Source organism: Roseovarius dicentrarchi (assembly GCF_003316635.1).
Lineage (GTDB): Bacteria > Pseudomonadota > Alphaproteobacteria > Rhodobacterales > Rhodobacteraceae > Roseovarius > Roseovarius dicentrarchi.
The window spans coordinates 1-21,943 of the sequence record NZ_QNQP01000031.1 but is presented as its reverse complement, the minus strand read 5'-3'; the positions used below and the strand labels follow the sequence as shown (position 1 = coordinate 21,943).

22 protein-coding genes and 1 riboswitch are annotated in these 21,943 nt (G+C 61.8%); of the genes, 5 read left to right on the top strand and 17 right to left on the bottom strand.

The window, feature by feature from the left end:
• Positions 1-232: 232 nt before the first annotated feature.
• On the bottom strand, positions 233-628 hold the full coding sequence (locus DQ230_RS15505) for a hypothetical protein (RefSeq protein WP_113913506.1): 396 nt from the start codon (positions 626-628) through the stop codon (positions 233-235).
• Positions 629-1,064: 436 nt separating this feature from the next.
• Between DQ230_RS15505 and DQ230_RS15495 the strand changes: the two genes are divergently transcribed.
• From DQ230_RS15495 to DQ230_RS17160, 4 genes are all read left to right on the top strand, one after another.
• The gene (locus tag DQ230_RS15495; protein ID WP_113913504.1) at positions 1,065-1,265 is read left to right on the top strand and encodes a hypothetical protein; all 201 of its coding nucleotides are present in this window, start codon (positions 1,065-1,067) and stop codon (positions 1,263-1,265) included.
• A gap of 35 nt (positions 1,266-1,300) precedes the next feature.
• Entirely contained in the window at positions 1,301-2,611 is a 1,311-nt protein-coding gene (locus tag DQ230_RS15490; RefSeq protein WP_113913503.1) for a DUF6538 domain-containing protein, read from the top strand.
• Positions 2,608-2,787 carry a hypothetical protein gene (locus DQ230_RS15485; protein WP_113913511.1) on the top strand — a complete coding sequence of 60 codons (180 nt, stop codon included), beginning with the start codon at positions 2,608-2,610 and terminating at the stop codon, positions 2,785-2,787. Before DQ230_RS15490 ends, DQ230_RS15485 begins: the two co-directional genes overlap by 4 nt.
• A gap of 811 nt (positions 2,788-3,598) precedes the next feature.
• The gene (locus tag DQ230_RS17160) at positions 3,599-3,793 is read left to right on the top strand and encodes a hypothetical protein (RefSeq protein WP_162497471.1); all 195 of its coding nucleotides are present in this window, start codon (positions 3,599-3,601) and stop codon (positions 3,791-3,793) included.
• A gap of 349 nt (positions 3,794-4,142) precedes the next feature.
• Here DQ230_RS17160 and DQ230_RS15480 read toward each other — a convergent pair whose 3' ends face one another.
• The 15 genes from DQ230_RS15480 to miaB all read right to left on the bottom strand — a co-directional run bounded on the left by DQ230_RS15480 (position 4,143) and on the right by miaB (position 20,387).
• Complete coding sequence (locus tag DQ230_RS15480; protein ID WP_113913502.1) at positions 4,143-5,123, bottom strand: 2-dehydropantoate 2-reductase; 981 nt, start codon at positions 5,121-5,123, stop codon at positions 4,143-4,145.
• Between the two features lie 10 nt (positions 5,124-5,133).
• Positions 5,134-6,645, bottom strand: a complete 1,512-nt coding sequence (locus tag DQ230_RS15475; RefSeq protein WP_113913501.1) for an acyl--CoA ligase — start codon at positions 6,643-6,645, stop codon at positions 5,134-5,136.
• A gap of 65 nt (positions 6,646-6,710) precedes the next feature.
• Positions 6,711-8,222 (bottom strand): tripartite tricarboxylate transporter permease, encoded by a 1,512-nt coding sequence (locus tag DQ230_RS15470; RefSeq protein WP_113913500.1) that lies wholly within the window; start codon positions 8,220-8,222, stop codon positions 6,711-6,713.
• A gap of 24 nt (positions 8,223-8,246) precedes the next feature.
• Positions 8,247-8,750, bottom strand: coding sequence for a tripartite tricarboxylate transporter TctB family protein (locus tag DQ230_RS15465; protein ID WP_113913499.1), 504 nt, complete (start codon positions 8,748-8,750; stop codon positions 8,247-8,249).
• Between the two features lie 25 nt (positions 8,751-8,775).
• The gene (locus DQ230_RS15460; RefSeq protein WP_113913498.1) at positions 8,776-9,747 is read right to left on the bottom strand and encodes a Bug family tripartite tricarboxylate transporter substrate binding protein; all 972 of its coding nucleotides are present in this window, start codon (positions 9,745-9,747) and stop codon (positions 8,776-8,778) included.
• A gap of 39 nt (positions 9,748-9,786) precedes the next feature.
• Entirely contained in the window at positions 9,787-10,638 is an 852-nt protein-coding gene (locus DQ230_RS15455) for a universal stress protein (RefSeq protein WP_113913497.1), read from the bottom strand.
• Positions 10,639-11,074: 436 nt separating this feature from the next.
• Positions 11,075-11,848 carry a fumarylacetoacetate hydrolase family protein gene (locus tag DQ230_RS15450; protein WP_113913496.1) on the bottom strand — a complete coding sequence of 258 codons (774 nt, stop codon included), beginning with the start codon at positions 11,846-11,848 and terminating at the stop codon, positions 11,075-11,077.
• A gap of 486 nt (positions 11,849-12,334) precedes the next feature.
• Positions 12,335-13,534, bottom strand: a complete 1,200-nt coding sequence (gene metK / locus DQ230_RS15445) for a methionine adenosyltransferase (RefSeq protein ID WP_113913495.1) — start codon at positions 13,532-13,534, stop codon at positions 12,335-12,337.
• A gap of 5 nt (positions 13,535-13,539) precedes the next feature.
• A riboswitch (SAM-SAH riboswitch) is annotated at positions 13,540-13,587 on the bottom strand.
• Positions 13,588-13,625: 38 nt separating this feature from the next.
• A complete protein-coding gene (gene lnt / locus DQ230_RS15440) occupies positions 13,626-15,143 on the bottom strand; it encodes an apolipoprotein N-acyltransferase (RefSeq protein WP_113913510.1) in 1,518 nt (505 codons plus the stop codon).
• The gene (locus tag DQ230_RS15435) at positions 15,136-16,053 is read right to left on the bottom strand and encodes a hemolysin family protein (protein WP_113913494.1); all 918 of its coding nucleotides are present in this window, start codon (positions 16,051-16,053) and stop codon (positions 15,136-15,138) included. The genes lnt and DQ230_RS15435 overlap by 8 nt, the downstream gene beginning before the upstream one ends.
• A 57-nt stretch (positions 16,054-16,110) precedes the next feature.
• A complete protein-coding gene (gene ybeY / locus DQ230_RS15430) occupies positions 16,111-16,599 on the bottom strand; it encodes an rRNA maturation RNase YbeY (protein WP_113913509.1) in 489 nt (162 codons plus the stop codon).
• Between the two features lie 69 nt (positions 16,600-16,668).
• Positions 16,669-17,634 carry a PhoH family protein gene (locus tag DQ230_RS15425; protein WP_113913493.1) on the bottom strand — a complete coding sequence of 322 codons (966 nt, stop codon included), beginning with the start codon at positions 17,632-17,634 and terminating at the stop codon, positions 16,669-16,671.
• Positions 17,635-17,879: 245 nt separating this feature from the next.
• Complete coding sequence (locus DQ230_RS15420; RefSeq protein WP_113913492.1) at positions 17,880-18,179, bottom strand: hypothetical protein; 300 nt, start codon at positions 18,177-18,179, stop codon at positions 17,880-17,882.
• A 12-nt stretch (positions 18,180-18,191) separates the two neighbouring features.
• Positions 18,192-18,674 carry an OmpA family protein gene (locus tag DQ230_RS15415; RefSeq protein WP_113913508.1) on the bottom strand — a complete coding sequence of 161 codons (483 nt, stop codon included), beginning with the start codon at positions 18,672-18,674 and terminating at the stop codon, positions 18,192-18,194.
• A gap of 369 nt (positions 18,675-19,043) precedes the next feature.
• Positions 19,044-20,387 (bottom strand): tRNA (N6-isopentenyl adenosine(37)-C2)-methylthiotransferase MiaB, encoded by a 1,344-nt coding sequence (gene miaB / locus DQ230_RS15410; protein ID WP_113913491.1) that lies wholly within the window; start codon positions 20,385-20,387, stop codon positions 19,044-19,046.
• A gap of 113 nt (positions 20,388-20,500) precedes the next feature.
• On the opposite strand from miaB, the gene DQ230_RS15405 reads away from it, so the two are divergent.
• Entirely contained in the window at positions 20,501-21,370 is an 870-nt protein-coding gene (locus DQ230_RS15405) for a glycosyltransferase family 2 protein (protein ID WP_113913507.1), read from the top strand.
• 173 nt (positions 21,371-21,543) lie between these two features.
• On the opposite strand, the gene DQ230_RS17285 is transcribed toward DQ230_RS15405, so the two are convergent.
• On the bottom strand, positions 21,544-21,943 hold a 400-nt coding region (locus tag DQ230_RS17285), incomplete at its 5' end, for a hypothetical protein (protein WP_203228098.1).

Genomic DNA, 21,943 nt, shown 5'->3' with positions numbered 1-21,943 from the left:
GCTACAGGGCTTCTGAGGCTGTCTGGGGAGCAACTTGGTCGGGGTTAGGCAAAAAAAGAGGGAGTGGTTGTCCCCGCCCGAACACCCATGAGGATGCCCGGACGGGGGTGGTAATGGTGTGATGGGTGGTCTGAGTCAGCTTGCCTATGCCAAGGGTAGCACTAGCGGCTTTGCTGGCTGGGCCAGTATTACCACCAATTGCGATTCCGAACAGTGGTCTCGCATCCTCTTTTTACCCACAAGTGTTTGGCACCCCTTTAGCGACGACCTCCTGCCAATTGGCACCCAACGTTGACCTTGCAGAAAGTGCGTTTTTTGCTTGAGGAGAATTAGACGGTATCATTCGTACGACCATGCCTTGCTGGAAATTCTGGTTAAAGCCACTAAAGACATCACCAGTCATGCCTGATGCCGTGTGATCCCCTTCTATAATAAACGCATCGCCGCCTTTTCTTATCACTTCGATTGCAGCAGCCTTAAAAGCCAAGTTTCGAGCACCAGTAGGACCGCACGCTGGAGCCGCATGGGTTTGAACCTTGAATGTGTCCTTGGACATAGGTTGAACAGAAGTCTCTGCGCAACCCGCGATCGCAAGCGTGGTTGCCAAGGCTATTACTTTAAATTTCATCTTTAGATCCATGTATTAGGCTCCCCAAGTGGAATACTTCGTTTCGACCATCGCTATCTTGAATGGGGATCCCCCCTTCGAGCAGTTTTGGACTTATCTTAGAGTGACAGATAATCGACGCGTGCTGCAGTCAGCGTATCTTCAGCAAAAATAGAAAGAAAATACAAGCATCTATATAAAGAAACCTTAATGGAGTTGTATAGATGTCCACTACCTTCACGCTGCTTGCTGCAGCTGGGGTCGGCTTTCGGCTGGCCCTGTCTTGGGGCCTAAGGCGGCGCTTCGACCTTCACTTGTCAGTCCCACAGATGCTCGCTGGTGCGCTTCTCGTGCTGGCTGGCCTGCCTGACTGGCTAAAGCCCCTACCATACCCCTTTCCACTGAGCTTGACGCTGGGGGCTGTCCTGCCGGATCTGTTTACGCGGAGGGGTTAGGCATGGGAAATAAACCCAACAACAACCTCAAGCTGGCCCCCGGTGTTCGCGTCATCATCCGGGCTTTCGACGATATCTCAGAGCATGCCTTTCTGATCGATGAGGTCCACGACGACTGCGTGTGCGGCCAAGCCCTGACCGGGCCACTCTCTGGCGCATACGGTGAGCCTGAAATCGAGATGATCCTGCGGGTCATCGACTAAACCCATCCCACATTCTAGAACGAAAGGAACAGACCATGTCGTCTGCCCGAATTCGCTATGCCTATCTGAAGGGCCAGACTTGGCTCTACAGGCGTAATTATCCTAAGGACGTGGCTGCGCTCATGGGCCAGCAGGCCCTGAAGCAGTCACTGAAGACCAGCGATGCCAAGGTTGCCCGACAAAGGGCGGCTGAGGTAAACCTCCGCTACGACGATACGGTTCAGCAGGCGCTGTCTGGTGCCTTGTCTCTGCCACAGGGCGCTGTCCCAGTGAACGCTAATGCCACCGACGAATGGACCACCCCATCGGAATTGGCTCTTGCTAGACTTCGTGCCACCCTGCGGCACTCTGATCCTGTACGATACGGGGCCGTGGTGCAGCCAAGGGTGACAGTCGGATCAGCAACACGCCGATATTTAATACTGCGACAGAACGAACTGCGGCCAAGTGGCTTCAAGAGTGTTCGCTACTCGGTCGAACTGTTCCAGTCCAAGTATGGTAAGTTGAAACTGGTCGAACTGACCCGTGATCAAGGGCGCGAATTCTTGTCTCTGATCGCCCAACTCAGCCCCATTATCGGTAAGTCAGAACGGACGCGGGGCATGTCGCTGGATGCATCGGTGGTATGGTCCCGGACTGGGGCCGCTCGGATCACTGGTCGCACACAGCGTCGCATCTGGTCGCAGGTTAATCACTGGCTGGATTGGTGCGTGTACGAGGGCGAACTGGCCGTCAATCCATTCGCGTCAGTCCGTTTCGACGCCAAAGTAAGGCAGCAGCCCTATGCCGTGCCCACGGATAAGGAAGCCAAGCAGTTGGTGGGGCTGAACGATCCAGCCATCGGGAAAGTGCTGCTTGTCTGCCTGTTATCCGGCATGCGGGCTGGGGAAGCAGCGGGGTTGCTCCGGGAAGATCTTGTGCCGAAAGGCAATCTTGGGCAGTTTTTCCATGTCCGCCCCAACAGACTCCGGCTCCTAAAGACGGATGCGGCTGAACGGATGGTACCAGTACATGCTGCGCTCGAACCCGTCCTCTCGGATCTGCCTGTGTCTGGTCCGTTGTTCCCAGACCTAAAGGTGAACGACATTACCAAGCGGTTTGCCAAGATCAGGGTGGCGCTGGGGATGGATCGACCGGGTCTGGTGTTCCACTCTACCCGTAAGTGGTTCATCACCCAGTGCGAACGAACTGGCGTCCCTGAGCACTTCACGGCCAGTATCGTGGGCCACAAGTCGGCGCGATCAGAGAATGGCATCACGTATGGCATCTACTCGGCTGGTATCTCGGACGAGCAGAAGCGGGACATTGTGGATCAGGTCAGGTTGCCGGGGGGATGTTCCCCATGACACGCATACCAGACATCGATGCATTCGAGGAAAGGGCCGCTATCGCACAGTACGATGGTGGCCTTTCGCTTTCTGAGGCTGAAGACGTTGCCGCACAGGATCAGGGCTTCAAGAGTGCGGATGCCTACTGGCAGTGGCTGGCAGATTACGTGGTCAGCAAGAGTGTTCCATACTGATCCAAAATAAAATGAGTTCCCCGTCCGGGCATCCTCATGGGTGTTCGGGCGGGGACAACCACTCCCTCTTTTTTTGCCTAACCCCGACCAAGTTGCTCCCCAGACAGCCTCAGAAGCCCTGTAGCCCCAGAAAAAGACATCGATCCCGGTGGTTGGTACATTACCCCCATCCAGAACGCTAAAAGGCCCCTAATTATGCCCCAGTTTTTGGCTTTGGCACAGTAAGTCGATGAATGGCATCATCACGCTGGGTTTCCTACCACCCCAGCCAAATTTCCGGAATTTTCGTTTGGACGCAGCGGCGCCAGTAAGGTGGTCTGGTGATCTGAGCGGTTGGTTGCACGCTTGTTTACACAAGCCGCCGCCGCGTGCCGGGGCTTGCCACAGACTACCGACCGGTGATGGCCTCCCTCGGGGCGACAGATCGCAGACAGACCCTCAAGTCCTGCGCAAAGATAACCGCGCGCATGAATCGGATGCTTTCGATGACCCCGCAGAAAGCTCTGCGAAACCGGATCGAGGCGCTGGTTCCGGAAAGCGTGGCGGAGGATGGTCTGCGCGAGGACATCAACATATCGCGTGTCGCAGGTCTCCCCCATCCACAACGGATGGTCCCGTTGGAATGCCCCCGGTGCCGGGGGTGCCCTCTGCCGCCGAAAGCCACCGCGAAACCCGTCAGCATCACTGATTTCGGTGACCTCATCACGGGGCGGATCACGGCCAGCCGGGAGAAGGCAAGTTCGACGGGATCGCCGAAAACGTCACCAGGGATCGCATTGGCGCGGCGGACATCTTCGGCGCGGCCGTCCGCATGATCCGGAAATCACGCGCGCAGGAGGGCATTTGCCGACAAAAGCTGAAGTCGGTCAGCCGGTTCATCTACCTGACCGGCGTTCAGGTCGTGACTGACATCAGGCAACATCACCCCGACATGTTCATGGCAAATCTGGAAGGGCGAATCCCGAAACACGGTTGGAAGTCACGTGGACGGCGGTTTGGTGGATAACCTTTCCGGGATGGAGCGCGAGACCTTCGAAGATCCTTAACAATGCTTGAACGCTAACCTGTTCAAACAATTCTTTGAGTAAACAGAGCGGTTGTGGGGTGTGGGCACTATCGCCCACACCCATCTTTACCGTACATTGATTTCATTCAGTTTTATTTGTCAGGGGTCGACTAAACGTGGCATGATCAGCCCTCTCACAGGTCACGTGGTATCGAACCGTGCGAAACAGCTCAGCCACCGCGCCAGCAGATCGGCGCGCAGACGCGGTGGCGCCTCCTCCATGCGCTGTATCCTTCGCAATGAACCGCGCACAAAGCCGCGTATCGCAGGCCCTGCCGATGCGCGCGCGTCAGGTGCCGTAAAGGCCGGCGGTTTTTCCGCGCAGGGCGATCAGGGCCAGCACGATGTCGATGGTGGGCGTCGGTGTTTCGGTGATGCGTCCCAGCTCCTTGACGGAGCTGACCAGCGCGTCGATTTCCATCGGGCGCCCCTGATCCAGGTCTTGCAGCATGGAGGTGCGGTGGGCGCCCACATCCGCGCCGCCCTTGATGCGGCGGTCCACGTCGATGGGAAAGCTGACGCCCAGCTTTTCGGCGATTGTCTGCGCCTCGAGCATCATGTTGCGCGCCACCTCGCGCGTGCCGGGATCGGTGCACAGCACGTCGAGCGTTGCATGGGTCAGCGCCGAGATCGGATTGAACGACAGGTTGCCCCACAGCTTTACCCAGATTTCATCGCGCAGCTTGGGCCGGACCGGGGCCTTCAGCCCGGCCGCGCCCAGGGCCTTTGACAGGGCCAGCGCGCGGTCCGATTTCGATCCGTCCGGCTCTCCCAGGGAAAAGCGGTTGCCCTCGATATGTTTGACCACGCCCGGCGCGACCACCTCGGCGGCGGGATAGACCACGCAGCCCAGCACCCGGTCCGGGCCAAAGCCGTCCCACTGGACGCCCCCCGGATCGACGGTTTCCAGCCGCGTGCCTTCCAGCGGGCCGCCGATCTTGTGGAAATACCACCACGGCACCCCGTTCACGCCCGAGACGATTGTGGTATTGTCGCCGATCAGCGGCTGCATATGCGGCACGACGGATGGCACTGAATGCGCCTTGAGCGTGACGATCACGTAATCCTGCGGCCCCAGGTCGGCGGCATTGTCCGATGCGGTGACATCTACGGTCGTCTCGCCGCTGTCCTCGATCAGGCGCAGGCCGTTTTCGCGCATCGCCTTCAGGTGCGGGCCGCGCGCGACAAGGCTGACATCCGCCCCGGCCTGTGCCAGCTTTGCGCCCATGTAGCCGCCGATGGCGCCGGCGCCGAAAATACAGATCTTCATCGCGCGCTCCTCAGCTCAGGCCCAGTTTTTCGGCAAGGCCGATACGCTGGAGTTTTCCGGTCGCGCCCTTGGGGATCTCGTCCAGGATCAGGATCTTGCGCGGGACCTTGAACGCGGCCAGCCGTTCGCTGGCAAAATCGCGAATGTCGCGGTCCGTGGCGCTCTGGCCTTCTTTCAGAACGACGGCGGCGGCCACATCCTCGCCCAGCTTGGCGTGGGGGACGGCGAAGGTCACGCATTGCCCGACGGCCGGGTGATCGGACAGAACGCCATCCACCTCCAGCGGGCTGATCTTTTCGCCGCCACGGTTGATGATTTCCTTGAGCCGCCCGGTCAGCGACAGATAGCCGTCCGCGTCAAACATGCCCTGATCGCCGGTGCGGAACCAGCGCTTGCCGCCCGCTTCGAAGAAGTTCTTCTCGTTGGCCTCGGGGTTTGCCTCGTAGCCGGGGGTGACGTTGGGGCCGGAAATGGCGATTTCGCCGACGCCGTCCACCAGACGGTTTTCCACCTCATGCGCGATGGCCACTTCGGGCCCCGCGGGCAGGCCGACGGCGCCGGGTTTCTGGCGGCCCGGCGCAATCGGGTTGCAGCACATCTGATGCGCCGCTTCGGTCATGCCGTAGGCCTCGACCACCGGCGCGCCGAACGTGTCCGCCAGCTGGGTCATCACCGGACCGGGCAAGGACGACGACGAGGAGCGCAGGAAACGCAGGCGCGCTTTTTCGATGATATCGGCGTTGCGCGGGGCGCGGGCCAGAATGGCCTGATGCATGGTCGGCACGGCGGTGTACCAGGTGGGATCGACTTCCTCCAGCCAGCCGTAGAATTTCAGCGCATCAAAGCCCGGCGCGCAGCTGATCGACGCGCCCGCCGCCAGCGACGCGCTGACCGCGGCAATCAGGCCATGGATGTGAAACAGCGGCATCACGTTCAGGCAGCAATCCTCGGACGTCAGATCCAGCGAGGCGCGGATGTTTTCCGCCGATGCGGCGATGTTGGATTGCAAAAGCGGCACGATCTTGGGGCGCGATGTGGTGCCGGAGGTGTGCAGGATCAGGGCGACATCATCGGCGGTGGGCGCTGCATCAGGCGCGCTGCCCACCGCATCCGTGGACAGCGTGAAGCTGCCGGCAGGCTCGGTCGCGGACAGCTCGATGATGGTCATGCCAAGGCGGTCCGCCGCATCGCGGGCGGGGCCGTCATAGCCGGCCTCGACAATGATGGCGCGCGCCTTGAGGTCCTCAAGATAGAAGGCGAATTCGTCTTCCTTGTAGGCCGGGTTCAGCGGCGCCGTGGTGGCCGATTGCGCAACGGTGACAAAGGCGGTCGCCATTTCCGGGCCGTTGGGCAGCACGATGGCCACCCGGTCACTTGCGCCAATGCCCGCGCCGCGCAATGCCGCGCGCACGGCCTGCGCCTGCGCCCTGAGATCGCCGTAGGTCATCCAGTCGCGGCCCGGTGCGCCGATGGCACGGGCGTCTTCGGGGTGGCGCTGGATCAGGTCTTCAAGTCTTTGCATGGCGTGTCTTTCATTTCGTTTGGTGTTTTCCGGGGCTTGGTTGCTGTGCCGGGCTCAAGGCATTTTCAGCCTTGGGCGGGCACGCGTTTGCGGCGCAGCAGCCTGAACGCGGGCAAAAGGATCAGGACGATTGCGATCACCGTGATCGGCCCGGCGATGGGCCGGGTGAAGAAGATTGTCGGATCCCCCGAGGACAGCAGCAAGGATTGGCGCAATGTCGGCTCGGCAATGGGGCCCAGCACGATCGCCAGAACAGCCGGGGCCAGCGGGTAGTCGAATTTGCGCATGAAGAAGGCCGCAATGCCAAAGATCACGATCAGCCACAGATCATGAATGCTGCGCGACGCGGCAAAGCCGCCGACGATGGACAGCACGAAGATGAGCGGCGCCAGGATGGTGAACGGCATCCGCAGCATCCACACGAACAGCGGGATGAACGCAAGGTTGATCAGAACCGCCGCCACGTTCGAGATGTAGAAGGATCCGATCAGGCTCCAGACGAATTCGCTTTCGTCCAGAAACAGGCGCGGGCCGGGCGTCAGCCCCCACATCACCATGCCGCCCAGCAAGATCGCCGTGGTGGGCGAGCCGGGAATGCCCAGCGTCAGCATCGGCAGCATGGACCCGGTGGAGGCAGAGTTGTTGGCCGCCTCGGGGGCTGCCACGCCATCGGGCGATCCGTTGCCGTATTCCTGCGGCGTCTTCGACACCATCTTGGCCACGCCGTAGGACATGAGCGAGCCGGGCGTGGCCCCCGCGGCCGGCAGCACGCCGACGAAAAAGCCAAGGATCGACCCGATCCATGTGCCCTTCCAGCCCCGGCGCACCGCTTCCTTGGCGTCCGAGACAAGCCCCCTTGCGGTCATCCTGGGGTTGGTCGAGGTGATTTCGCCGCGCGTCTGCTCGATCGTCCAGATCATCTCGCCGATGCCGTAGACGCCGATGGCGAGGACGATAAACCCGATGCCGCGCATGAATCCCTGAATATCGAACAGCACCAGCCGCGGCTCGCCCGAGATGGTGTCAAACCCGACCGTGGCAAGCACGAGGCCAAAGCAGATCGAAAAGACCGTTTTGGGAATATCGTCGCCGCCCAGACCCACAAAGGTCGCAAAGGCCAGCAGCATCAGCGCGAAAATCTCCGGCGGGCCAAAGTTGAGCGCGACAGTGGCCAGAAGCGGCGCAAACAGCGTGAAGAACACGGTCGCAACGGTGCCGCCCACGAAGGATGCCAGCGCCGCCGTCACCAGCGCAAGGCTGGCCCGCCCCTGTAGCGCCAGGGGCCGTCCGTCAAAGGTGGTCGCCACCGCCGTCGAGGCGCCCGGTATGCCCAGACTGATCGACGAAATCGCGCCGCCATACATGGCGCCGTAATAGATCGCCGCAAGAAAGATGATGGCAGAGGCCGGCGGCACCAGAAAGGTGATGGGCAACAGGATGGCCACCCCGTTGACCGATCCCAGCCCCGGCATCGCGCCGATAAACAGCCCCACCGTCACGCCAACCAAAATCAGCCCCAGATTGATCGGCTCAAGCGCGGTTAGAACGCCGGCGCTTAGAAAAGAGAGAATTTCCATGGTGATACTCGGCTCCGGGCTGCGTCAGTAGATGATGTCGTACATCAGGTCGAAAAATGGCTGCGTGAACGGCAAACCTTGCGGCATCGAGATCTGCATCGCGCCCTCGAAGAAAAAGAACAGGCCAACAGGCAGCGTCAGTGCGATTGCCAGCGTCAGCAGCCATGAATGCCGCCCCAGAAAACGCAGGTAATAGACAAGGAAGATCGCAACCGCCCCGTACATCGACACGACGGACACCAGCGCCACGAACCCGGCGACGCCGCCGCCCACAAAGATGACCGTGCGCCATCCGAAGGCGTCCATCAGCGGCTCGTCCGAGGTGGAGGCCGGGCTTTTGCCGCGCCACCAGTTCAGTGCGATGACAAGGCAGCTGAGCAGCATCCCGGCCGACAGCCAGAACGGCCAGAACCCGCCGCCCGGCCCCTGGCCGCGAATGAACCCGATGGGAAGTTCCGTGCTTTTCCACATCAGATACATGGAAAAGAGGGCCAGAAGCCCTGCGAGTGATATCTCACCTAGGCGCATCTCTGCCCCCTTTCCGTTTTATGGCTTAGCCGTCGATGTCAGCAAGAAGCTGGCGGTGGGTTGCAACCTGCCGGGCCCAGTAGGCGCGCGTCTCGGCCTCGTCCATCAGCAGCGGCGACAGGCTTTCCGACACCAGATAGGACTGCCAGTCGTCGCTGTCATAGACCTGGCCGAACACCTCGCGGTAATAGGCTGCCGCCTCGTCTGACATGCCGGGCGCGCCGACGATGGCCCGCTGGTTGTAGTAGGAAAAATCATGCCCCTTTTCCTTGAGCGTCGGCACGTCCGGATAGGCGTCCATACGCGCGTCCGAGAAGGCCAGGAGCGGGACGAAATCACCCGACGAATAAAATCCCTTGGCCTCGGCGGGGTTGTTGACGGTCGCCATGATTTGCTGGCCGGCCAGATCCTTGGCCACGGCGCCGCCGCCATCATATGGGATATACTTGATTTTCAGGTCGTAGGCGCCGGCCAGATAGGCGATCACGATCGAATCCTCCTGGCCCGTCCCCGTGCCGCCCATGACAAACCCGCCATCCAGCGCGCGCACCTTTTCCAGGTACTGCTCGAACGTGGTGATGCCTGCGTCCCGGTGAACCCACAATACGAAGGGATCGACCCCCATCATCGTGATGGGCGTGAAGGTTTCGATATCAACGCCCAGACCATCCTGACGCAATGGCGTGGTATAGAACGAGTTCAGCGTCACCATCAGCGTGTGATCGGGGTCGCGCACCGTATTGAGATGCAGCAGCGCCTCGGCGCCCGAGCCGCCGCCACGGTTGGTCGGGATCAAAGGGCGGTTCGTCATATCGTTCGCTTCGACAACCGATTGTACAAACCGGGCAATCTGGTCCGCGCCGCCGCCGGAACCGGCCATGATCGTGAAATCGATCGGGCGCGTTGGCTGCCAGTCCTGGGCCATTGCAGAAATCGGAAGACTGGTCAGGGCAGCACCCGCCGCAAGTCCCAGGAAGGCTCTTTTTGTCAATTTCATAGCGTATTCATCCCTAAATTGTTCGGTTGCTTGGATGGTTCAGTGGGCCATCAGGATCGGCATTTCAGTTCTGTCCACCAACCGCTCGGTGTTGCTTCCGAACAGCATCTCGGTCTGGTGGTTGTGGCTGTAGGCCCCGATGATCAGCAGGCTGGCGTCAATCCGCTTGCACGTCTCGAGAAGCTCGGTCGCCGGCTCCCGACCTTCCAGGTGCACGATTTCGGCGTTGATGCCGCGCAGCGCGTAATATGCCGCCAGCTCCTCGGCGGGGGGGCCGTGCGGTTGCACCTTGCCCCCGGTCAAAATGCTGACCCGGTCGGCCGCGTGGACAATATCCAGCGAGGACGCAACGGCGCGCGCCGCAGGCAGCGACCCGTTCCAGCCAATCGCCACATGCTGCGCAAAGGTTTCGTCCGGTTGCAGTTGGCCGGGGCACATCAGCACAGGACGCCCCGCACTATAAAGCCCCGCCTTCAGCGAGCTGTGGCCCAGATTCCGCTCCCGCTGGGGTTTGGGCAGGACGATCAGATCCGACAGCAGGCCCGCGCGCTTGACCACATCGGCCATGCGCCCCGTTTCCTCTGAAAAGGTGCAGTTCGCGGTGCCGTCTTCGCCCCCGTTCTGGGTCAGCCCGAAATCGCGCGACAGGCGCTTCAATATACCGCGCAGGTGGTCTTCTTGCCGGTTTGCCAGCTCGACCGCCTGCTCCATCATCACCTTGCGCGCGAAGCTGTTCAGAAGGATGCCCTGCGGTATCAGATCCCCGGCCTGCGCCCGGCAATGCACGACATTGACCTGCGCATCGTGTTTCTTGGCCAGCTCGGCCGCGTGGGCCAGAACGGTCGCCACCATGCCGTCACCGCGCACCGGAACCAGGATAGATTTTATCATCGCTACGCCTCCTCCGGCAGTCTTCTCATTATCGCGGCGCTGCATGTCGGTGAGCAGGATCCGCCGCGCAATAATGTTGCGCGCTCGCCGCCAGATAAGGCGCGCAATTTTGTTTCGTCAAGTGGTTTTCGTTTGAAATTTACGCGCTGTCTCTATTTTTCGAGATTTTTAAGCCTTTGTAATTAATATGTTTTTCAGTACCCGGCGGTATACAATGGATTTGGACCCAAGACGGCACGCGCGCTGGCCAAGCAATCTGCGCCTTGCTTGATTTATCCGAAGGTGGCGCATCTGAGGCCCGGCAAAGGCGGCATCTGCCGTCGCCCCTCGCCGCTCAATCCGCACCGCGCGCGCAGGCGTGCCCCGCCTTCTAAAGGCAGGACACGCCGCTTGTCCGGCTCTCTTGCGATAGGTGGTCCGCGATCCGCGCGCAGGCTCAGTCTGCGGGCGGTTCCGCCATCGTCACATCCACCCTGCCGATCCCGTCAATCACGACGGCTACCTGCATGCCCGGCTTGACCGGGCGGGCGCCAATGGACGTGCCGCAGGCAATAAGATCACCGGGGTTGAGCGTCATATCCTGCGACAGGTGGCTAACGATCTGCTGTGGCGAGAGGATCATGTCGCCCGCCGGATAGGACTGCCGCTCACGGTCATTTACCAGAACCCTGATCGTCAGCGCCGTCCAGTCAAGCTCGGTCTCGATCACCGGGCCGGCGACGCCAAAACCGTCGAAGCTTTTGGCGCGGGTCCATTGCGGAAAGGACGGGTCAGCGTTCAGGATATCGAGCGATGTGAAATCATTGATGCAGGTATAGCCGAAAATGGCATCGTCGGCCTGCTCGGGCGCGATGTTCTTGCAGGTCTTGCCGATCACGATGCCCAGCTCGCCCTCGAAAACCACCCGGCCCGCCGCAGCGGGCAGCACGATTTCCGCCCCCGGACCGCTCAGAGATGTGTCTGCCTTGAAAAAGTACAACGGGTGCGCGGGGTGCTCCATCCCGCCCTTTTCAGCGGCTGCCCTGAAATTGTTCCAAAGGCCTATGAACTTGCCCGGCACGACAGGGGCCACCAACGTCAGATCGCCCAGCGGGATACCCTCACCGGTGGCCGAATCGGAGCCAAGCGCGGCACGGGGATGCAGCATGTCGCCTGCAATCACACCTGTCACTTCGGTCCCATCGCCCCTTATTGCCCGTGCCCATTTCATTTTCCGATGTCTCCCCAATGCTTTGACGCGCGCGGCAACCGCCCTTGCGCTGGCTCGCGATGACAGTGCGATACTTCCCTCACGACACGCAATCAGGTTTCTGGCGGACATGCTGCACCGGCAAGCAGAAACACGTCCACGGTGTATCCATTGCGGCTCAGAAACGCGGGTCGCGCGGCCCCGTGGGCTGACGCGCAAGCGGATGGCAGAAATCCTGGCGCCGGGAAGTTGACGCGGTGCAAATGTATAACGGCGCACAGGGGCACCGATGCGGTGTCGGAAGTAAATCTGGCCTCGGTCAACTGGAAACCTGAGCCGGCTCACGGCGTCACAATGCGGCGCTTTCACCGAAGACGCATCAACGCCCGCACCGCAATGCGCATATCGGATGGCCATGCTCCCGCCCGCCGAACGCGCCGCGGCGGCCATTGGCCGCCGCGTGAAAGGACCGGTATGCGCCCCGGCGCATTCCTTTGCCTCGATGAATCAGACGCTGGCCAGCAATTTGTCAACCAGATCGGTCCGCTCCCAGCTAAAACCACCGTCGCTTTCGGGTGCGCGGCCGAAATGACCGTAGGCAGCCGTGCGCTGGTAGATCGGCCGGTTCAGCGACAGATGCTCGCGGATGCCGCGCGGGCTGAGGTCCATGCACGCGCGGACCGCCTGTTCAATCGCTGCCGGATCGACATCGCCCGTGCCGTGCGTATCGGCGTAGACGGACAGCGGATAAGACACGCCAATGGCATAGCTCAACTGGATCGTGCAGCGTTCGGCCAGACCGGCGGCAACCACGTTCTTGGCCAGATAGCGCGCGGCATAGGCGGCCGAACGGTCGACCTTGGTCGGATCCTTGCCCGAAAACGCGCCGCCGCCGTGGGGCGCCGCGCCGCCATAGGTATCCACGATAATCTTGCGCCCCGTCAGGCCCGCATCGCCGTCAGGTCCGCCGATGACGAATGTCCCGGTCGGGTTCACATGCCAGACCGTATCATCGCGCAGCCAGCCTTCGGGCAGCGTCTCGCGGATGTAGGGCTCGACAATGTCGCGCACATCGCCGGGGGTCAGCGCGTGGCTGCCGCCCTGGTCGAATTGCTGATGCTGCGTGCTGAGCACGATCGAGCTGATATGCGACGGCTTGCCATTCTCATACACCACCGAAAGCTGGCTTTTGGCATCCGGCAGCAGCAATGGCTCGGAGCCGTCTTTGCGCACGTCTGCCAGCCGCCGCAGGATCGCGTGGGAAAACTGGATCGGCGCGGGCATCAGCTCTTCGGTCTCGGTGGTGGCGTAGCCGAACATGATGCCCTGATCGCCGGCGCCCTCCTCCTTGTCCTCGCGCGCGTCTACCCCTTGGGCGATATGCGCCGATTGCTCGTGCAGCAGGTTGGTCACCTCAAGGGTGCGCCAGTGGAATTTGTCCTGCTCGTACCCGATGTCGCGCACGCAGTCGCGGACCACCGTGGACATCAGATCCTTGTATTCGGTCAGCATCTCCTTGTCCGCCAGCCCCACTTCGCCGCCGATGATGACGCGGTTTGTGGTGGCAAAAGTCTCGGCGGCGACGCGCGCCTCGGGTTCTTTGCTAAGGAAGGCATCAAGGATCGCGTCGGAAATGCGGTCGCATACCTTGTCGGGATGCCCTTCCGAGACGGACTCGGAGGTCAGCGTATAATTCTGTCGTGCCATGGGGTCGCTCCATTATGAAAATCCGCCACGCCAGGAAGCCGTTGCGACGGTCTGCGCCTGCGTAAACCGGGCCGCGCGGCAAGGTCAATCGCTATCGGCGCCGCAGCCCCAAGTTGCGTCTGCGGTGCATCAGCGCGGCGACGCCCCCCAACAGCGCCAGCAGGGCCAATGCGGGCCAGTCCCCCCTGCGCGCATAGAGCGTCGGCGGCGCGGGCGGGGGCAGCGCCACATCCAGATATCCCGCCTGCCCCAGCCCGATATCGGCGGTAATCTGCCCGGCGGCGTCAATCACTGCGGACACGCCGGTATTGGCCGCGCGGATCATCGGCAGCCCCTGCTCGGCGCTGCGCAGCCGCGCCTGCGCCAGATGCTGGAACGGGCCGGACAGCTGCCCGAACCACGCGTCATTGGTGATCAGCAGCATGAAGTCGGCCCGGCCGGGTGCCGCGGCCACGTCGCGGGCAAAAACCCCCTCGTAACAGATCAGCGGCAGCGCCGATCCCAGCGGCCCCATATCAATCAGGCGCGCCCCCGGACCCGGCGAATATCCATAGCCCGCCTGCTGCGCCAGACCCCGGATACCAAACCGGCCAAGCAGATCGCCAAACGGCACGTATTCCCCGAACGGCACCAGATGATGCTTGTCATACAGCGCCGATTGATTGCCCTGCCCGTCCAATAACAGAAGCGAGTTGAAATATCGCGCGCCTTCGGCCCTTTGGACACCCAGCACCACAGGCGCGCCGCGCGCTGCCCCGGCTATGGCGTCCAGAATCTCGCCCGCATGGTTGAGCAGACCCGGCACGGATGTTTCCGGCCAGACGATCAGATCCGGCACGCCGCCCGCATGGGTAAAGCGCATCTGCCGGTCAAAGTGATCCTGCATATGGGCCGGATCCCATTTCTCCGCCTGCGGCACGTTGGGCTGAACCAGCCGGACAATCGGCGCATCCGGACCCGGCAGCGGCGCAGGACCAGACAATGGCGCAGCCAGAAACAACGCGCCCAGCACCGCCAGCGCCGCACCGCCAGCTATCCGGCGCCCCAGCGTCAGATGCCACAGCGCCGCGCCGGCGATAAGGACCGCAAAGGTCAGCAGCAATGCCCCCCCGACAGAGGCCCAGTGCAACATCGGCGTGGAAATCAGCACATGACCCGGCTGCGCCCATGGAAATCCGGTCCATAGCCAACCGCGCAGCGCCTCGGACAGGGTCAGCAGCACCGCCCAGAGGATCACGCCTCCACCAAGACGCCGCGCGATCCCCTGCGCGCCGGCCCAGAACAGCGCGAAGCCGACCGCGCTGAACACCAGCGCAAAAGGCGCCATCCAGCCATGGCGCGCCACGTCGATCAGAAACGGTTCGATGATCCAGCTCAGCGCGACGGCGAAATACCCGGTCCCCGCCGCCAGCCCCAGCCACACGGCGCGGCGCCAGCCGATTGCGACCGAAAAACAGCCGTAGACCCCCGCAAACGCTATGACTGTCATCGGCCACAGGCCCCAGGGTGCCTGCCCCAACGCAGCGGCGGCGCCCAAGGCAGCGCAGATCCCCGCCTGCCCCCACCGCCCGCGCGCCGCGATCCAGCGCCGCGCGGCGGCGTCAGGCATGGGCGCCGGCATAAGGGACGCGTACGCGCAGCCGCTTGATCCGGCGTGGATCGGCATCGACCACCTCAAAGGTGGTGCCGCCCGGATGCTCCACGACCTCGCCGCGCACTGGAACGCGGCCCAGCAGCATGAAAACCAGGCCGCCCAGCGTGTCGATCTCTTCCTCGTCGACGTCATCGACGTCGGTCAGCGACTGGCCGATTGCCTCTTCGAAATCCTCCAGCGGGGTTTTGGCCAGCGCGATGTAGCAGCCGGGCTTTTCCTCGGTCCAGTGGGCATCCTCGCCTATGTCATGCTCGTCCTCGATCTCGCCCAGGACCTGCTCGATCAGGTCTTCGATGGTGACAAGACCGTCAACACCGCCATATTCATCGATCACCAGCGCCATGTGGCGCCGGTCTGTCTGCATCTTCTGGAGCAGCACGCCGATGCGCATCGACGGCGGCACATACAGCAGCGGGCGCAGCATTTCCGGCAGCGAAAACGCGTCTTCGGCATCTCCGTTGAAGCCGTGGCGCAGCGCAAAATCCTTGAGGTGAATGAGTCCGCAGGGCGAATCCAGCGTCCCCTCATACACCGGCAAGCGGGACATGCCACTGTCGCGGAACACGTGGACCAGCTCGGCCTGGGTTATGGTTGACGGGACAGACACGATGTCGGCCTTGGGGATGGCCACATCCTCGACCACCATATCGCGCAGGTTGATCAGGCCGCGGCCCTTTTGCGAGGCGGGCCTTGCCTCCTCGGTGGCGGCCTCCGGCTCGGACGAGCTGAAGGCGCCGAATATGCGGCGGAAAAACCCGCTGTTTTCGTCGTCATCGCCCGTCTTTTCAGGTTCATCAAGCCTCTGGGGCTGCGCGCATTGCGCTGCGCTAGAGGATGCGTCGATACTGTCGGTGCTGTCGCCCATTACACTCAATTCCAAAATAATAATATGCCCGCCGCTGCGTGCGGCAGGTGCCTGCGGTCAATATGGGTCAGCTATGCCCAATTTGCAAAGGATGGCAACCTCACACGATTCCATCAAGTCGGCGTCGCCGCTGCGCGTGTGGTCATAGCCCAGAAGATGCAGGACCGCATGCACGATCAAATGGGTCGCATGATCGGCCAGCGGTTTGCCGCCCAGAGCCGCCTCGGATGCGCAAACGCCATAAGCGATAGCGATATCGCCCAGTTCCGCATCCGGGCCGGGCAGTGGCAGATCAGGCACGCCACCGTCGCGCAGCGCGCCCCGTTCGGCACTGGGCCAGCTAAGCACGTTTGTCGGCTGCGGCTTGCCGCGAAAATCCTCGTTCAGCACAGCGATGCGCGCGTCATTGCAGGCCAGAATACTGATTTCAAACGCGCCCGGATCCATGCCCAGATGCGCCAGGGTGGCGGCGGCAGCACGCTCGGCCAGCGGCTCCAGCCCCAGCGCATGCCAGCGCCGATCCTCGATCATAACGTCCGTCAGCATGGGCTGGACCCGCAATGCAAGCGCATTGCGCCGCGCAAAACGCATGTTTTGCGGCGCTTGAAAATACGGTCAGCCATCAGCCTCATACGCCTCGATGATTGCGGCAACCAGGGGGTGGCGCACCACGTCCGTGGCCGTGAAGTAATTGAAGCCGATTTTTGGAATCGTCTTCAGCAGACGCTCGGCATCATGCAGGCCCGACGCGACGCCGCGCGGAAGGTCGATCTGGGTGCGGTCGCCGGTGACCACCATGCGGCTGCCCTCGCCAAGGCGGGTCAGGAACATCTTCATTTGCATGGTCGTGGCGTTCTGCGCCTCGTCCAGCACCACAAATGCGCGGGCCAGCGTCCGGCCCCGCATGAAGGCCAGCGGCGCGATCTCGATCTTCTTGTCCTCGATCAGCTTGGCCAGTTGCTTGCCCGGCAGAAAATCGTTCAGCGCGTCATAGAGCGGCTGCATGTAGGGATCGACCTTGTCCTTCATATCGCCGGGCAGATAGCCCAGCTTCTCGCCCGCCTCCACGGCGGGGCGCGCAAGGATGATCTTGTCCACATGGCCCTCGATGAACATCGACACGCCCACCGCCACCGCCAGGTAGGTCTTGCCCGTGCCGGCGGGGCCGATCCCAAAGACCAGCTCTTTTTCAAACAGCGATTGCACATAGGCCTTTTGCGCCGCGGTGCGCGGTTCAACCAGTTTCTTGCGCGTCTTGATTTCGACCCGGCCCCCCTTGAACATCTCAAGCTGGTGGCCGTCCTCGGGCGTGGCCGCCGCACCTGCGCCGCCCATGCGCAATTCGCGGTCGATGTCGCCGGGGACAAAATCCTTGCCGGTCTCCAGCCGCTGATACAGCGCCTGCAGAACATCCACCGCTTCGGCAACCTGCGCCGCCTCGCCATGCACGGCCAGCTGGTTGCCCCGGCGCAGGATCTGCACATCCAGCTTTTGCTCGATTTCGGCCAAGTTGCGGTCATGTGCGCCGCACAGATCAATGAGCAGAAAATTGTCCGAAAATTCGACGACCTGACTATGCATGTCGCCCGTGGGGGCTGCGCCTTGCGTGGGGGAAGTTGGCAATCAGGTCTCCGCTTCTGGAAATGGGTGAGGGTCAGTCACCGTGTCATATAGGCCACCGACCTCATGGTGCCAATCCGCGCCGCCGGATTCAAGCCAGAGTTGCGCGCACCGGCGGACAGCATCAAATGCAAAGCCGCGCACCAATGGTACGCGGCTTGCATCGTCTGGCCGTTCAGATGGCGCCAAGAGCGCGATGATCCCGATCAGATCGGGTCAGACACGGACGACCCGCTTTTGAACGGGCCGACAGCCGTGTTCGGCGGTGCGGTGCCCGAGCAGACGGGTTTGCCGTATTTGTCCAGACGCGCCGAAAGATAGCCTTCGGCGCCGTCGTCGATAATCCAGTGATCACAGCCATTTGGATCAATCCAGACGCCGGCCTTGAGCTGGCTCAGATGCTTGGTGTCGATGCCGCGGTCAACGGTTTTATCCCGCTTGGGGGCGTCACAGCCCGCCAGCGCAATCGCAACGCCGAGGCAGGCGGCCAGTTTAACAAATTTCATGTCCGGTCCCCTTTAGCGGATGCAAATGATTTCGACGCGGCGATTTTGCTGCATGCCCGCCGCAGTATTGTTGGACGCCTTTGGCATCCGCTCGCCATAGCCGCGCACATCAGCGATGCGCACGCCGCTTTGCTGGGCCACACGTGCGACCGAATTGGCGCGGCGCAGGGACAGGTCCATATTGTATTCGTCCGATGCGCGGCTGTCAGTATGGCCCGTGATAATGTAGGATACTGCACCGGTCTGGCGGAAGAAATTCATCAGATGCTGCCGCCCGGCCGCGTTGATATTGGCGCTGTCAGTATGGAAAAGCTGGTCTGAGTTCATCACGCCGCAAACGTTGCCCCGGCGGCAGACCGGAATGCCCTGACGGTTGGTGTGGGGCGACATGTAGCCTTCCCAGCCATCATCCATCACCCAATGCTCGCACCCGTCGGGATCGACCCAAATCGTCGGAATGTAGCTTTCACCGATAATGGTGGTCTGCTGGGCCATGACGGCCCCACCAGAGATGACACCCGATATTGCGACAGCCGCGCCCAAAGCGATAGCGGCGCATGCGCCCCCCGCCTTGCGGAGCGACGTGGAAAGTCTTCCTGCCACACCCAAAATCCTTCTCCTGTTCCCCCATTCAGGAGATGCAAAATAAGCATGTCCCAAACACTTGATTATGCAGCAACCTTAGCAGCTTTGCGGGCCTTGTGAAGCAAAAATACCGCCAAAAACATGGTACAAGGGGCATGTATCGTGGCAAGTGGCCGCCGCGCCACCACATGAGGGATCGCGCGGCGCCCACGCGCGTCCGGCGATTCTCGGTGGCGCAGGCCGGTGCTGGCCGGTGCTGGTCGGACAGGAATGCGCCGGTCAGGCCGGACGGGCGCATCCCGGCATCAATTCGCCCGCCAGCGAATTGGTCGACGTGCCGGTGACGCGCACGCGCAGCATATCGCCCGCCACCGCATCCGGCGCCATGGTGTGAACCGCGTGCAGATATTGCGACTTGCCCACCATCTGGCCGGGCTGGCGCCCTGCCCGCTCGACCAGAACGTCAACCTCGCGGCCCACCATGCTGTCCTGAATCTCGCGCTGTTGCCGGGTCAGAAGCGCCTGAAGCCGCTGAAGCCGCGCGCTGGCCTCGGCATCGTCCACCTGCGCCCGCTCGGCGGCGGGGGTGCCGGGGCGGGTCGAGTATTTGAAGGAATACGCCTGACCATAGCGGACCTGCGCGATCAGGTCCAAGGTCGCGTGAAAGTCAGCTTCGGTTTCCTCGGGGAAACCCACGATGAAATCGCCTGACAGCAGCAAATCAGGCCGCGCCGCGCGGATGCGCTCGATCAGCCGGATATAGCTGTCGGCCGTATGGCTGCGGTTCATCCGTTTCAGAATCCGGTCACTGCCCGACTGCACCGGCAGATGCAGGTAGGGCATCAGCTTGGCGCAGCTTCCATGCGCCTCGATCAGATCGTCGCTCATGTCGTTGGGGTGGCTGGTGGTAAAGCGGATCCGTTCCAGCCCGCCGATATCGTTCAGCGCCCAGATCAGCTGTGCCAGCGTCCAGTCGTCGCCCTTCGGCCCTGCCCCGTGATAGGCGTTGACGTTCTGGCCCAGAAGCGTGATCTCGCGCACGCCGCGATCCACCAGACCCTTGGCCTCGTCCAGAATGCGCGCTGCCGGGCGCGATGCCTCCGCCCCGCGGGTATAGGGCACGACGCAGAACGCGCAGAACTTGTCACAGCCTTCCTGCACGGTCAGAAACGCGGACGGTGTGCGTTTTGCCATGGGGCGGGCCTTCAGCTGCTCGAACTTGCTTTCTTCGGGAAAATCGGTGTCCAGCGCGGTGCCGCCCGCGCGCACCTTCGCCTCCATTTCCGGCAAACGGTGATAGCTTTGCGGACCGACCACCAGATCGACCAGCGGCTGGCGGCGCATGATTTCCGCGCCCTCGGCCTGCGCGACGCAGCCCGCAACGCCGATTTTCAGATCGGGGTTCGCGTCCTTCAGGTCACGAAAACGGCCCAGCTCGGAATAGACCTTTTCCGCGGCCTTTTCGCGGATATGGCAGGTATTCAGCAGGATCATATCCGCCTCGGCGGCTGTCTGCACCTCGGTATAGCCCGCGCCGCCCATCGCCTCGGCCATGCGCTCGGAATCGTAGACGTTCATCTGACATCCATATGTCTTGATGTAGAGCTTTTTTGGCTCGGCCATGACAGGGCCTCCGGGTTGTGCGCGTTGGGTGATGGATGCCTATAACACAGCGGCGCCATCTTGCAATGCGCGGCAATTTGACAGACCCTGACGCGCAAAACGAAAAGAGCGGTATGCATTACACATCTGTCCACGATCTGTGCGCGCGCGGCGCGCGCCATCTGGCCAAGGGGCCGGTTGCGCTGATCTTTGCCGAAGATGACGCAGAGCTGGAGACGACCCTGCGCCACCATGTGTCGCTGGGGTTCGTGTCAGTCATCATGTTTCTGCCTGCCGCGTTCAGCCTGCAATCGGACCCGGGCGGCACCATTGTCCGCGTCGATCACGACGTGGCCGCCGTCGGTCACCTGGACGCGATGAACCGCCTTATCGGTGCCGCAGCGCCCGGAACCTGGCTGTATTACTGTTTCAACGCCGAATATCTGTTCTATCCTTTTTGCGAGTCGCGCAGCGTCGGTGAATTGCTGGCCTTTCACACCGAAGAGAGGCGCGATGCGATGCTTGCCTATGTCGTGGATATCTACGCTGGCGATCTGACCAGACACCCAGGCGCTGTCTCGCTAAAAGACACTTGGCTGGACAAATCGGGCTATTACGCCCTGGCGCGCCCCGATCCGGACAACAACGGATATCCAAAAGAGCGCCAGCTGGATTTCTTTGGCGGATTGCGCTGGCGCTACGAAGAACACATTCCCGCGCGGCGGCGCAACATCGACCGTATCGCAGTTTTCCGGGCGAAACCGGGCCTGAAGCTACGGCCAGAGCATGTATTCACCGATGAGGAATACAATACCTATGCCTGCCCGTGGCATAACAACCTGACCGCCGCCATTGTATCCTTTCGCACGGCAAAAGCGCTGAAACGCAATCCCGGCTCGACCTTCGATATCCACACCTTCAAATGGCACAATTCTGTCCCCTTTGAATGGCACTCGCGCCAGCTTCTGGATCTGGGCCTGATGGAGCCGGGACAGTGGTTCTAGCCGCCGCCGCGTGGTTTTTGTCATCTGCGGGCAAACTTGCCGCAATTGACAGGTTTCGGACCGCAATTGCCATAGAAAGGGGCCGCAACCGCCCTGACCAGGACAGTTAGGGGCTCAGACCGCGACTTGGGGGATATTGCTGCCTCAAATGCATCAAGCTGCGTCGTGTGCTCCTACTCCGCTGGGTCTGCACGGATGTCGCGGACTTCGGGGAGCGGATCTAACTTCAACCGGGAGTGAACATCGGCAAGCACGGGAAACTTGCCCTTCAAAAGACCCGACAATCGGTGGACCTGTTGTCGCACAGTGGGAAGCTCGGCCATCGACGGAACCGGGAGGCTGCCTTGATAGTAAGCATACTCTTCCAGAATATCGGGCAAGGCGACGGCTATCCGCTGGGCCAGTTCTGTTGAAAGCACTCCTCCCGCCTGCAGATCCCCCAAAACTGTGAATCGGCATGCAAAATTGACCCACTTGGGTGGGTTATGAGCGAGTAAAATTGACCCACCTGCGACGTTAGCATCCGCGCCGAATAGCGCGGAGGAATGAGCAGGTGATATTGATGGAAAGTGT

Excerpts from the sequence above, each read along its gene's own strand:
- DQ230_RS15505 (WP_113913506.1), bottom strand. The coding sequence starts at position 628 with ATGAAATTTAAAGTAATAGCCTTGGCAACCACGCTTGCGATCGCGGGT.
- DQ230_RS15495 (WP_113913504.1), top strand. The coding sequence starts at position 1,065 with ATGGGAAATAAACCCAACAACAACCTCAAGCTGGCCCCCGGTGTTCGC.
- DQ230_RS15490 (WP_113913503.1), top strand. The coding sequence starts at position 1,301 with ATGTCGTCTGCCCGAATTCGCTATGCCTATCTGAAGGGCCAGACTTGG.
- DQ230_RS15485 (WP_113913511.1), top strand. The coding sequence starts at position 2,608 with ATGACACGCATACCAGACATCGATGCATTCGAGGAAAGGGCCGCTATC.
- DQ230_RS17160 (WP_162497471.1), top strand. The coding sequence starts at position 3,599 with ATGATCCGGAAATCACGCGCGCAGGAGGGCATTTGCCGACAAAAGCTG.
- DQ230_RS15480 (WP_113913502.1), bottom strand. The coding sequence starts at position 5,123 with ATGAAGATCTGTATTTTCGGCGCCGGCGCCATCGGCGGCTACATGGGC.
- DQ230_RS15475 (WP_113913501.1), bottom strand. The coding sequence starts at position 6,645 with ATGCAAAGACTTGAAGACCTGATCCAGCGCCACCCCGAAGACGCCCGT.
- DQ230_RS15470 (WP_113913500.1), bottom strand. The coding sequence starts at position 8,222 with ATGGAAATTCTCTCTTTTCTAAGCGCCGGCGTTCTAACCGCGCTTGAG.
- DQ230_RS15465 (WP_113913499.1), bottom strand. The coding sequence starts at position 8,750 with ATGCGCCTAGGTGAGATATCACTCGCAGGGCTTCTGGCCCTCTTTTCC.
- DQ230_RS15460 (WP_113913498.1), bottom strand. The coding sequence starts at position 9,747 with ATGAAATTGACAAAAAGAGCCTTCCTGGGACTTGCGGCGGGTGCTGCC.
- DQ230_RS15455 (WP_113913497.1), bottom strand. The coding sequence starts at position 10,638 with ATGATAAAATCTATCCTGGTTCCGGTGCGCGGTGACGGCATGGTGGCG.
- DQ230_RS15450 (WP_113913496.1), bottom strand. The coding sequence starts at position 11,848 with ATGAAATGGGCACGGGCAATAAGGGGCGATGGGACCGAAGTGACAGGT.
- metK (WP_113913495.1), bottom strand. The coding sequence starts at position 13,534 with ATGGCACGACAGAATTATACGCTGACCTCCGAGTCCGTCTCGGAAGGG.
- lnt (WP_113913510.1), bottom strand. The coding sequence starts at position 15,143 with ATGCCTGACGCCGCCGCGCGGCGCTGGATCGCGGCGCGCGGGCGGTGG.
- DQ230_RS15435 (WP_113913494.1), bottom strand. The coding sequence starts at position 16,053 with ATGGGCGACAGCACCGACAGTATCGACGCATCCTCTAGCGCAGCGCAA.
- ybeY (WP_113913509.1), bottom strand. The coding sequence starts at position 16,599 with ATGCTGACGGACGTTATGATCGAGGATCGGCGCTGGCATGCGCTGGGG.
- DQ230_RS15425 (WP_113913493.1), bottom strand. The coding sequence starts at position 17,634 with ATGCATAGTCAGGTCGTCGAATTTTCGGACAATTTTCTGCTCATTGAT.
- DQ230_RS15420 (WP_113913492.1), bottom strand. The coding sequence starts at position 18,179 with ATGAAATTTGTTAAACTGGCCGCCTGCCTCGGCGTTGCGATTGCGCTG.
- DQ230_RS15415 (WP_113913508.1), bottom strand. The coding sequence starts at position 18,674 with ATGGCCCAGCAGACCACCATTATCGGTGAAAGCTACATTCCGACGATT.
- miaB (WP_113913491.1), bottom strand. The coding sequence starts at position 20,387 with ATGGCCGAGCCAAAAAAGCTCTACATCAAGACATATGGATGTCAGATG.
- DQ230_RS15405 (WP_113913507.1), top strand. The coding sequence starts at position 20,501 with ATGCATTACACATCTGTCCACGATCTGTGCGCGCGCGGCGCGCGCCAT.